Raw genomic sequence first — 12,361 nt, forward strand, 5'->3', positions numbered from 1 at the left:
TGTAGCTCTTGTTTTGTTACTTAATTTATTTGCTAGCGAAATTGACTTCGCAAATATGTTTTGTGCCCCGAAGGGCGACCCTACACATTTGGTTTGTCGAAACTTTGTTCAGTTTTCAAAGGTCTACATCAGATATTCGTTAATCGCTTATTAAGAAGAAATCTTATAAGCAACACAATTTATCTTACCATGTATAAAACCGAATGTCAACAACTTTTTCAAGCAATATTCATTCGTTGTTTCGTTACATGCTCATCTCTCGACGACATAGAATATCTTACCATCCTAGTGGGACAACGTCAATCAATAATTTAAAAAAAATTCAAAAAAATTGAATTCCTGTATAAATATCGAAAAAATAATTCATATTATCCGGTTTTTCATCCCTAATCTAGGCTATTGATTCTCCCTCATAATACTTTTAAACTGCTATTTGTTTCCTTTTTAATTAGATTGGTATAGGTAAATAAAAAGACCCTGCAAAATTCGCAGAATCTTCACGCCTTAATAGCAGTCCGCTAGATTTCCATCGTCTAATATCGTAATCTTCCGACCGTGCCGCTTAATTAGCATCCGACTTTCTAACTGCTTCAACTGACGCGATAACGTTTCTGGGGTTGTGCCAATATACGTTGCCAGTTCTTTTAATTTCATCGGAATCATCACTTCGGTTTCTCCACTAACTTTAGCCAGATCCAGCAGATAAGTCACGATTCTGGACTCAACTGACTCGATATTGATTAAGTTCACCTGTTTTTCCAAACGCGTCGTCTTATCAGTGATTGCTTCTAGTAACTTTAAACTAATTTCAGGGTAAGTTAATAGTAACTGTTGAAAAGCACTTCGCGATAGCGTACAGATTGTGCTGTCTTGCAACACTTCACCATACAACGGCGCACCTTCCGTTTTAAAAAGTAACTTTTCACCTTCAAAATCGCCGGGGGCCATCATGCGCAGTAATTGCTCTTTGCCAGCTGTGGAGAGTTGGTAAACCTTAATACTCCCCTTGGCTAAGATTACTAATCGTCTTTGATCCATAGGACTCATCACCAACGTCCCTTTTTTAACGCGTTCATGATGGGTAACTGCCGAAATTTTAAGCAAGCTATCACGGTCCAAATGTCCAAAAATGGGTACTATCTCAGTACAAATATGTTGTTCGTCAGCCACTTTCCCCACTTCCTTCTATCTTAATCGTCGACTTCTTCATCTAAGCCTTCGCGAGCCTCTTTTTTCAGTTGACTTTGCAACACCCGAATTTGGTGTTGGTTATAACCCATTAAAGATACCATGTCGGCCGCTAAGGCAAATCGGCCCTCTTTTTCCGCAAGCTTAATCGCACGTGAAACAAATAGGTTGGCGGTATTATAGTCGGCAACTATTTCGCCAATCATCGCCGGTATCTCCCAGTACTTAATCCGCGGCTCTTCTGTCAGCATCCCATACTCGGTATACTCAGCTTGCGTCGTCGGAAGCACTTCACCTTCGTCTAGTAGCCGTTCGGCCGTCTTGTCTAATAGCATATCATTTTCTGCAAGCAATGTGGTTAATTGCGCTTTAAAAGCTTGGTTATTGATTCCTTTAGCGTACCACTTCATTTGACGGAGTTTACGCCGTTGAATCGTTAAGTTAGCCATCACATGGCCGATCATGGCACCCGCGGTTGGTGTATGGTGATCAACATCAGCTTGTTTAATTTCTGCTTGGTAACGTGTTTCGATTTCTTCATTAGATAACATATTAATTGCCCCCCTATTTCACTTTGATACTTTGAACGCTGTAGCCCAAGTCAGTTACAGCTTGTGTTAATTCATCTGGGTTTGTCACGGCTTCATCGTATTCTGCTTTCACTTTACTAGCATTAAAGAGAACTTTCACTGATTCAACCCCATCTTGTTGACTGACACCCGCTTGAATCTTTTGCATACATGACGGACATGATAGCTCGTCTAATTGCATCACCAATTTTGCCATTTCAATGACCACCTTTTCGTTTGATTACTGTTACTATACCGCGTGCTGCATGATTAAAAATTGACCGCCATCAAGTTTAGCGAACTTTAAACCGAATCAGGCGCATCGCATTGAAAATCACAACTAGGATACTAATCTCATGAACAAACATCCCACTAGCCATCTGTACCAAGCCAATCATCAGGCCCAGTAATAACAAGCCGACCGTGCCAACAGCAATCACAATATTTTGAACTGTATTACGCGTTGTCGCCTTCGTGAGGTAATCGGCATACACTAATTCAGACAAAGTCGATTGCATCAACACAATATCGGATGTCTCAATCGCCACATCCGTTCCCGAACCCATCGCAATCCCAATATCAGCCAGTGCGAGTGAAGGACTATCGTTGATGCCATCCCCGATAAAGGCCACTTTTTGACCGTTTGCTTGGTAGGTCTTAATGAATTCAACCTTCTCTGCCGGCAAAAGATTCGCGTGGTATTCAGTAATCCCGACGGCTTTGGCAATTGCTGCGGCCGTCTGGTCATTATCGCCCGTCAACATGACTAAATGTTTAACGCCTGCTTTTTTCAAACGCGCTAATGCTGCCTTGGCTTCTGGTTTAACAGTATCAGCAATCCCAATTAATAAAACAACTTGTTGGTCAACTGCGACTAACACGGTTGATTGCCCTGCTGTTTGACTGGCCGTGATCGCCGCAATCTGCGCACCGGTTAACCGGATCCCTGCTTCAGTCATCATCTTGGCCCGCCCAATCCGAATTGTTTGACCAGCGACTTCAGCTTGTACCCCCAACCCTTTGAGCGTTTCAATTCGTTCAATAGTTGGTAAGTCTGTCACCCCTCGTTCCCGCGCATACCGCACAATCGCAGTCGCCAGTGGATGATCTGACTGTGCTTCAACCGCGGTAGTCACTGCCAACGTTGCTTGTTCTGCCGCTGTATAAAATTGCACATGTGCAACTGCCGTGTCCCCTTTAGTCAACGTCCCAGTTTTATCAAAGACCATCGTATCGATGCCAGCCATCGCATTAACGACTTCACCACCTTTAATCAAAACCCCATGCTTAGCGCCATTGCCAATCCCCGCCACGATTGAAACTGGCGCGCCAATTACTAGCGCACCTGGACAACCAAGCACCAGAATCGTAATCGCGAGTTTAAAGTCGCGCGTGATTAAGCCAATCGCTAATACCAACACTAAAACGGCCGGTGTGTAATAGGTCGCAAAACGATCAATGAATTTTTCCGCCGGTGACTTACTATCTTGGGCCTCCTCAACCAATTCAATAATTTGGGCAAAAGTTGTATCATCCCCAACCTGCGTTGCGGTGACAGTCAATGTCCCGTTATCAACAATTGCCCCAGAATAAACAGTATCGCCCACTGTTTTTTTAACGAGTTGTGCTTCGCCAGTGATGCTAGCTTCATTGACATAGGCACTACCTTGGACGACTTGCCCATCAACCGGCACCTGAGCGCCAGCTTTAACCAACACTTGATCGTCGATTTCGACATCATCAACACCCACCGTCGTAGTGGTACCATCGGCCGCTAACACTTGTGCCGTTTGTGGCGCCATTTCAGACAATGCGCGAATTGATTCCCGGGTCTTTTTCAAGGTTCGTTGTTCAAGATAGCTCCCGAATAAAAAGAGGAACGTGACAATCGCCGATTCATTGAACTCACCAATGATTAGCGCGCCCAATACCGCAATCGTGACCAGCAAATCAATGCTGACGACTTTCACTTTTAGCGCTTGATACGCCTGCATCAAAATCGGTGCAACCCCCATCATTGACGCAACCAATAACAGCCCTTGCATCACAATTACCGCCCCACCAAGCCAATACCAGCCATAGGCCACTGCAATCAATCCGCCAACAGTCAGCGCAATCTGATTCTTCACGGATTGTAACCATCTTTGAAATGTCATTTAAAATCCCTTCTTCCTAACGATTGTCTTTAGTATAGAAGAAAGCCGATTTTAAGAACTTGATGGTTATCAAGTTTACCCGAATATAATAGACAAAAAAGCACAATCAACGATTGTTTCGTCGATTGTGCTTTTTCAATTCGATTAGGATTCAAACCCATTTTGATCAGCGACTCGCTTGAACCAATGACCTGATTTTTTAATCGTCCGTTGGCAATCATGGTCTAAGTCCACTGCAATAAAACCGTAGCGGTTCTTATAGGCGTTGGTCCATGACCAGTTATCCATACACGTCCACATATGATAACCAAGACAGTTACTCCCTTCTTGGAGGGCTTGATGGACATACTTCAAATGATCCTGTACAAATTCAATCCGGTAGTCATCATCAATCTGTCCATCCGCATTGCGATAACGTTCTTCGCCTTCAACGCCCATCCCGTTTTCCGAAATGAAGCAAGCAATGTTGCCGTAATTTTCGCGGACGTTCTTCAAAATATCGTAAATCCCACGTTCGTAGATTTCCCACCCGCGATACGGATTGACTTTCTTACCCGGCATATCGTAATTGTCGAAAAAATCATCCGGCATCGGGCCGTTTGTATGGTCGATTGGGGTTTCCTTGGCCTTCACGCGCCGTGGTTGATAATAATTAATCCCCAATAAATCCACAGTATTCGCCTTAATCACTGCCAAGTCAGCTGGTTGATAGTCGGGTAAGATGGCTAGATCTTTTAAAATCGCGACCAAATCAGCGGGGAATTTCCCCTTCACGGCAGGATCTAAGAATGAACGGTTGAAAAAAGCATCTGCAATTTGTGCGGCTTTCACATCTGCCGGATTAGTCGCATCCCGGGGATAACTTGGGGTTAAGTTAAGGATAATGCCAATTTGTCCCCCTTGATTACGTGCGTGATATTTTTGAATCGCCATCGCACTCGCTAATGTTTCGTGATAACCAACTTGTACCGCATGCGCTAAATTAATTTCAGCTGGATAATGGAACTGATATAAATAGCCGCCTTCAACCGGTACAATCGGTTCATTGTGTGTGAACCATTTCTTCACCCGATCCCCGAATAATTCAAAACAGGTTTCAGCATAATGAACGTAAGCATCAACTGTCTCACGATTGAGCCAACCACCTTTTTTCTGGAGTGCTAGCGGCATATCAAAATGGTATAAATTCATAAACGGTTCGATGCCGTTTGCGATTAATTCGTCGATATACGCATTATAAAAGTCGACGGCTTGTTGATTAATCTCCCCCGTACCTTGTGGAAACAACCGACTCCATTGAATCGATGTCCGAAAACTATTGTGCCCTGTTTGTTTCATCAATTGGATATCACTTTTGAATTGTTGATACACATCAGAGGTCCGCGCTGGGCCCACTTGGTTAAAAAACTTTTCTGGCGCTTGTTGATACCAATAATCCCAAATATTATCGCCCTTACCATCACCGTCAATCCGGCCTTCTGTTTGGGGACCACTTGCTGCTGAACCCCACCAAAAATCCTTTGGAAAGTCATAAAAAGTCATCGCTAGCACTCCTTCTTGTTTGAATAGCCTCAGTATATCAGCTTCTTTTTAAAAAACCAACTCTTTTATTTAAATGTCTAGACTTTTTAAAAAGAGCGTGCTATATTGAGAATGTAATCGATTGCAAAAACATGTAAAGGACGGTGCTCTACGTGAATACTTTTATGGACACGCTTAGCAAGAAAATCATGCCTTTCGCAAATAAGTTAGGCCAAAATCGTTACCTAACTGTTCTACGAGACGCATTTATGCTTTCATTCCCATTGACGATGTTTGGATCAATCATCGTCGTTATTACTAACCTGCCATTTTTCAACGATGCCACCAAAGCGACCCTAACGGAACTCCTTGGTAATGGACAAAATGCCACAATGTCAATCATGACGGTCTTCGTCACATTCGGGATTGGTTATTATCTTTCTAATTCATATGATGTGGACGGGATTTTCGGCGGTGCTGTTTCATTCGCCAGTTTCCTAATCCTCACCCCATTCATGATGACCACCGATAAAGGCGTTGACGTTAGCGGTGTTTTAAGTCTCGATCGACTTGGCGCTAAAGGGATGTTCATTGGGATGATTGCGGCATTTATCGCTGCAGAAATTTATTGCCGGATTACTAAAAAAGGCTGGCAAATTAAGATGCCAGACGGTGTCCCACCTGCAGTTGCGAAATCATTCGCCGCTTTAATTCCAGCTATTTTAACCTTAACCATTTTCTTAGTCATTCAAGCGGCAGTCACTGGTTTATTCCACGTTAACTTGCACGACGTGATCTATGAAATTATTCAAAAACCACTCGTTGGTTTAGGTGGCAGTCTTCCTGCAACCCTAATCGCATTGTTCTTTGTACAATTGCTCTGGTTCTTCGGTCTTCACGGACAAATTATCGTCAACTCCGTAATGGATCCGATCTGGAACACATTAATGCTCGAAAACTTGGAAGCTTACAAAGCTGGCCATGCATTACCACATATTGTGACGAAACCATTCATGGAAACTTTCACCGTAGGTCTCGGTGGCTCTGGGATGACATTAGCCGTCGTCTTACTGATGGCCTTTATCATGAAGAAAAAACAATACCGCGATGTCGGACGTTTGGCCTTGGCACCCGCTGTCTTCAACGTTAACGAACCTGTCATTTTCGGGTTCCCAATCGTTTTAAACGCCACAATTTTCATTCCATGGCTGATTGCACCACTGATTGTCACAGCGCTCAACTACACTGTAATGGCAATCGGATTGGTTCCTGCGCCAACTGGGGTTTCAGTCCCATGGACCGTCCCAATCTTCTTCAGTGGGATGCTCGCAACCAACTCAGTACTCGGCGGGATCTTACAACTCATTGACGTTGCGCTAGTCGGTCTCATCTGGTTCCCATTCATTAAAATGCTAGATCGCCAAAAAGATCCTCTGGCAAACTAAAGATTGTTTTACCCCGTTGTTTCCACTAAACTATAAGTAGAAAGCGGGGTATTTTTTTTGCCAAAATACGAAGAAATTGCCAACATTATTCGACAACGGATTAAACAAGGGCGCTATCCTGCTAATACGTTGTTACCCAATCAAACCGACTTAGTTCAAGAATTCGATGCCAGTCGAATGACGATCAAAAAAGCAATCACGATTTTAACGATGGAAGGACTCGTTCTATCACGACGCGGCGCTGGTACAAAGGTGTTAGACCACTCTTTTTGGAATAAATCAACGGCACCGGCGGATCAATACCGTGGGATGTCACGTGACTTAGCCGACATTGGTAAAACACTCTCAAGTAAGATCATCACGTTTGAGGTGACTTTCCCAACGCCTGAGATTAAAGAGCGCTTAATGCTTGCTGATCAACAGCCCGTCTACAAAATCATTCGACTACGGATTATCGACGGCGTTAATAGCGTCCTCGAACATACCTACATGCCAGTGAGTCTAGTTCCCGGATTAACTGATGATGTTCTCGCACAGTCAATCTATACCTACCTTAAGGAGACCCTACACCTCACGTTCGCGGGTGCCTTTCGCAATATTCAAGCCGATAAGGCCGATGAATATGACCAGCAATATCTGGACTGCGCCCCAACTGATCCCGTCTTAGAAGTTGAACAAGTTGTTTATCTCGATAATGGCCAACCGATTGAATACTCAAGAAGTCGCAACCGTTATGATCGCCGCGGTTATACATTCTTAGACGTTAAGAATACTTAATTGCACTAAAAAAAGCCTGCCAGCATTTAGCTGACAGGCTTTTTCTATTGATTATTTTTCGACGGCTTGTAATTTTTGGTTGTCGTCTAATTGTGAGCGGCCACCGTTGCCGATTTTTTGTAAATGATTCATTCCTAACCATAATAGCAAGAGTGCTACGACGATGAAGGCTAAGAGAACAAAGAATGATTGAACAATTTGACCGGTCCCCAAACCAGATGTAATTGCTTCTCTGAGCCCTAGAATTGAATACGTCATTGGTAAGAATGGGTGAATGACGTTGTAGAAGTGGTTCGTGATTTCCATTGGGAATGTACCACCTGAACCCCCTAATTGAAGCATCAAGAGGACCATTGCTAAGAAACGACCAGGATTATCAAATGTCATTGATAAGAACATAATGATCGACATCGAAGCAAGTGAGAAGGTAATTGCCATTAGGAAGAATTGTGCTGGATGATCGACGTTTAATCCAGCAACCATCATTAAGGCAGGTTCGATAATTGCCATCCCGACAGCGACTAAAGCGCCAACCGTGATTTTACTTAAGAACCATGCTGTTGATGATTGACCAGTCATTGAGATCTTCCGAATTGGATAAGCAAAGTTGAAGACAATTGCGCCAACGAACAATGCTAATGAAAGAACGTAAGGTGCTAAGGCATGTCCGTAGTTAGGTACATAGCTGTAATTTGAATGTTTCAATTCAGCAGGTGCAGCAAACATATCGGCTGTCTTGTTCGTTAATGGAATCGAGTTAACTTCATTGGCACCAGATTTCAATGCAGATGCTAATGTCTTATTACCATCTGTTAATTGACCAGCACCATCTGTTAACTTAGCTGAGTTATCCGTTAATTGATTTGTACCAGCAGCTAATTGATCAACACCGCTTGTTAACGTTGGAATTTGACCATTTAATTGACCAAGACCATTGTTCAAGGCTGTTGAACCAGTAGCCAATTGACTGATACCACTTGTCAATTGAGGTACTTGGGCATTTAAAGCACCAGTACCGGCAGCAAGTGCAGCTGAACCAGTTGCTAATTGGCTAACACCGCCTGTTAAGGCTGGAATTTGACCGTTTAATTGGTTTGTACCCATATATAATGCGGTTGAACCATTGTATAGTTGCCCAATACCACCTGTTAAGGTAGGAATTTGACCATTCAACGCAATTGTCCCAGCTGATAATTGTGCACTACCTGTGACTAACTTACTATTCATGCTTGTTAATGTATTAGCACCATTAGCAGCACTTGCAACACCATCTGTATATTTATTTAAGCCTGCGATGAGTGCTTGTGAACCTGTTGCGAGTTGACCGATACCAGCATTAACTTTTGTAGCACCAGTTACTAAACCTGGCTGGCCGTTTACATCATTCAAGCCCGTTTGAATTTGTTTTAAACTTGAAAGCATTGATAATGAACCATTAACAGCCGTTGTTAACTTAGCATATTCATCAGCTGTTGGCTTTTGAGCATCAATTTTGGCGTTAATGCCACTAACAATTTGTTGTGCTTCGTCTTTAGCAGACGCTTTAAGTTGTTCTGACAATTTAGCTTTGATGCCAGCTTCTTGTTGTGCCGTAAAGACAATTCCTGCTTGCTTTTCAGCATCAATGATGCCTTGTGCTTTTGCATCAAAATCTGTCGTTGTAGCAACTTGATCTGGAATAGCATTCAAATCACTTTGTAAAGCTGGAATTGTTGCTTGTACCTGTAAAATGAGTCCATTGATTGATGAATATTGGGCAACAGCCGTATTATATGCTGTTTCATTTTCGAAAGTTGGGTTTTCATTTAACTTCTTTTGCATGACTTGTAAGCCATCAGAAATTTGTTGACTCCCCGCCTTTAAAGCTGTAACACCATCAGATAGGCCATCAACACCGTCACTTAAATCACTACTTTTTTCATTTAACTCTTGTAAGCCACCATTTAGTTGGCTTGCACCATCTGTATAACCTTTAACACCATCATTTAATGCGCTAGCACCTGTATTCAATGCCTTAACACCATTAGATAAATCGGGGGCTTTGCTATTTAAAGTCTTCAAACCAGTATTTAATTGAGCAGCACCGTCGTTTAATTGGCCAGCACCTGATGCTAACGCACCTGTCTTACTATTTAATGTTTGTAGACCAGTGTTTAATTGACCTGCACCACTATCTAATTGGCTTGCGCCTGATGCGAGTGTACCTGTTTTACTATTCAATAGTAATAAACCGTTGTTAAGTGTGTTTGAGCCATCCGCCAATTGTTTAACACCATCTGACAATGGCACAACGCTTGTTTTCATCGTCATGATACCATCGTTAACTTGGGCAACGCCTGCTGTATAAACGTTCAACCCATCTGACAAGGTTACAGAGCCGTCTGTTAATTGTTTAGCGCCCTTGGCAGCAGTACTGAACCCTTTACCGGCAGTTTTAACTTGTTTGAACATCACTTTAGCGTAAGCATTCGTGACAGTTTCCCGAACTTGGGCGTTTAATTCTTTGGCCCCCATTTCACTGATTACTTCACCGATGAAGTTCAATGAATCGTTGGTTTTGTATTGGATTTGCATCTTCTTAGGATTCTTGTCCAAAACCGTAGCCGCGTTAGCAGAGAAGTTCTTTGGTAAGGTGACTACAGTGTAGTATTCCTTATCTTTAAGCCCTTGTTGTGCTTTTTTAGCTGATACGAAACGCCAACCAAGTTGGTCGTTTTTCTTCAATTCTTTTACCATATCTTTACCAGCACTCAACGTTTCACCGTTGTAAGTGGCTGGTTGATCATTATTAACGACAGCGACTGGTAATTCACCAGTGCTGCCATAAGGATTCCAGACAGATTTAAGGAAAAAGATACTGTACAAAAATGGAATAAACACGATTGCGATTAACGAAATCATGATTAAACGATTCTTGGCAATGAACTTAAACTCGTTTTGGATCATCTTCATGCTAAAAATCTCCTTTTATATATAAGTTATTTAATCGATTACATTCAATATCCACGATAACTAAATTAGTCTAACCTTTTTTCATGTAAATTTCAAGTCTTATAGACCAAACTATTTTTGATTTACTACGATTGCCAATCTAGCAAAAGAAGACGGTTGTTATATAAATAACAACCGTCTTCTTTTATGGAAGCAATAAACGACTTCCTATTAAATTATTTATTTTGCTTCAATCTTTGTCATACCACCCATATAAGGTACTAATACTTCTGGGATTGTGACACTGCCGTCTTCATTTTGGTAGTTTTCTAAAATCGCTGCGACTGTCCGGCCAACAGCTAAACCGGAACCATTTAACGTGTGGACTAAGTGCACGTGACCCGCTTCATCACGGTAACGGATTTGGGCGCGCCGTGCTTGGAAGTCAGTACAATCTGAACAGCTCGAGATTTCGCGATACGTATTTTGAGCTGGTAACCAAACTTCAATATCATACGTCTTGGCTGATGTGAAGCTGGCATCGCCAGTTGCCAACGTGATAACGTGATATGGCAATTTCAATGCTTTTAAGATATTTTCAGCATCGGCGGTCATTTTTTCTAATTCGTTAAAAGATTCTTCGGGTTTCGTAAATTTCACCATTTCAACTTTATTAAATTGGTGCATCCGGATTAGACCGCGGGTATCACGGCCGGCACTTCCGGCTTCTGAACGGAAAGCTGGTGATAAGGCAGTGAAGTAGATTGGTAATTGTGCGCCATCTAAAATTTCATCGCGATAGAAGTTAGTCAATGGCACTTCGGCAGTTGGAATTAGCGTCATTGGTTCGCCTTCATTCGTCATTGTGTATACATCTTCCGTAAACTTCGGAAATTGGCCAGTACTAAACATTGATTCACCATTCACTAAGTAAGGCGTGATCATTTCTTCATAGCCTTCTTTTGCATGTTGATCCAACATAAAATTATAAACGGCACGTTCTAAACGGGCCCCGGCACCTTTATAATAAACGAAGCGACTCCCTGAAACCTTAGCGGCGCGTTCAAAATCTAAGATACCTAATTTTTCACCGATATCCCAGTGTGCTAATGGTTCGAAATTAAATTCACGGGGTGTTGACCATTGCCGTTCTTCGCGACTAAAGCTTTCGTCTGGGCCAACGGGTGCCGAATCGTCAGGGAAGTTTGGTAAGCGCACTAAGATGTAATCCACTTTTTCTTTTACTTCCGCCAACTCGTGATCTAAAGCCTTAATCTGGGCGCCAACATTCTTCATCGCAGCGATTTGTTCCGTGGCATCTTCCTTATTACGTTTAGCAACCGCAATAGCTTCTGATGCAGCATTGCGGTTTTTCTTCAATTCTTCAGTCTTAACGATTAAGGCGCGTCGTTTTTCATCTAATGCGATGACCTCATCGATTTCTGCAGCTTGAACACCGCGACTAGCTAACTTATCCTTTGCCCATTGGACATTTTCTCGGATGACTTTAATATCTAACATTGCACGCTCTCCTTTTCAATTAATCTTTAATGAACAACAATAAAAAAAGCCTTCGCATCCCTTAATTGGGACGAAAAGACTTCCATTCGCGGTACCACCCAAGTTCACCCACTACAAATAACAGGTGCCCTCAATTACTGATAACGGCCAAAAACCGTGTAGCTCATCACTACCCACTATCGCGCTGGAATGCTGGATTCAATACCTTCCACCAACCGGTATCTCTCTGTCAATCCATATAGGCGCTTACTAA

At 42.6% G+C, this 12,361-nt stretch carries 9 protein-coding genes; 2 read left to right on the forward strand and 7 right to left on the reverse strand.

Going from position 1 to position 12,361, the window contains the following annotated elements; translation table 11 throughout:
• Nucleotides 1–504: 504 nt before the first annotated feature.
• The 5 genes from J7Q78_RS00005 to J7Q78_RS00025 all read right to left on the reverse strand — a co-directional run bounded on the left by J7Q78_RS00005 (nt 505) and on the right by J7Q78_RS00025 (nt 5,455).
• A complete protein-coding gene (locus J7Q78_RS00005; RefSeq protein WP_208422738.1) occupies nt 505–1,170 on the reverse strand; it encodes a Crp/Fnr family transcriptional regulator in 666 nt (221 codons plus the stop codon).
• A gap of 20 nt (nt 1,171–1,190) precedes the next feature.
• Complete coding sequence (locus J7Q78_RS00010; RefSeq protein WP_208422737.1) at nt 1,191–1,739, reverse strand: ferritin-like domain-containing protein; 549 nt, start codon at nt 1,737–1,739, stop codon at nt 1,191–1,193.
• A gap of 13 nt (nt 1,740–1,752) precedes the next feature.
• Nucleotides 1,753–1,974 carry a heavy-metal-associated domain-containing protein gene (locus J7Q78_RS00015; RefSeq protein WP_035186794.1) on the reverse strand — a complete coding sequence of 74 codons (222 nt, stop codon included), beginning with the start codon at nt 1,972–1,974 and terminating at the stop codon, nt 1,753–1,755.
• A 76-nt stretch (nt 1,975–2,050) separates the two neighbouring features.
• Nucleotides 2,051–3,913 carry a heavy metal translocating P-type ATPase gene (locus J7Q78_RS00020; protein ID WP_208422736.1) on the reverse strand — a complete coding sequence of 621 codons (1,863 nt, stop codon included), beginning with the start codon at nt 3,911–3,913 and terminating at the stop codon, nt 2,051–2,053.
• 144 nt (nt 3,914–4,057) lie between these two features.
• A complete protein-coding gene (locus J7Q78_RS00025) occupies nt 4,058–5,455 on the reverse strand; it encodes a glycoside hydrolase family 1 protein (RefSeq protein ID WP_208422735.1) in 1,398 nt (465 codons plus the stop codon).
• 152 nt (nt 5,456–5,607) lie between these two features.
• Between J7Q78_RS00025 and celB the strand changes: the two genes are divergently transcribed.
• Entirely contained in the window at nt 5,608–6,879 is a 1,272-nt protein-coding gene (celB, locus tag J7Q78_RS00030; protein ID WP_208422734.1) for a PTS cellobiose transporter subunit IIC, read from the forward strand.
• 57 nt (nt 6,880–6,936) lie between these two features.
• Complete coding sequence (locus J7Q78_RS00035; protein WP_089556229.1) at nt 6,937–7,656, forward strand: GntR family transcriptional regulator; 720 nt, start codon at nt 6,937–6,939, stop codon at nt 7,654–7,656.
• Between the two features lie 51 nt (nt 7,657–7,707).
• Here the strand turns inward: J7Q78_RS00035 and J7Q78_RS00040 are convergent, their stop codons facing one another.
• On the reverse strand, nt 7,708–10,608 hold the full coding sequence (locus J7Q78_RS00040; RefSeq protein ID WP_235688014.1) for a YhgE/Pip domain-containing protein: 2,901 nt from the start codon (nt 10,606–10,608) through the stop codon (nt 7,708–7,710).
• A gap of 219 nt (nt 10,609–10,827) precedes the next feature.
• The gene (serS, locus tag J7Q78_RS00045; protein ID WP_208422733.1) at nt 10,828–12,108 is read right to left on the reverse strand and encodes a serine--tRNA ligase; all 1,281 of its coding nucleotides are present in this window, start codon (nt 12,106–12,108) and stop codon (nt 10,828–10,830) included.
• Nucleotides 12,109–12,361 lie beyond the last annotated feature (253 nt).

Origin of the sequence: Latilactobacillus fragifolii (assembly GCF_905332535.1) — a bacterium.
Classification (GTDB): Bacteria; Bacillota; Bacilli; order Lactobacillales; family Lactobacillaceae; genus Latilactobacillus; species Latilactobacillus fragifolii.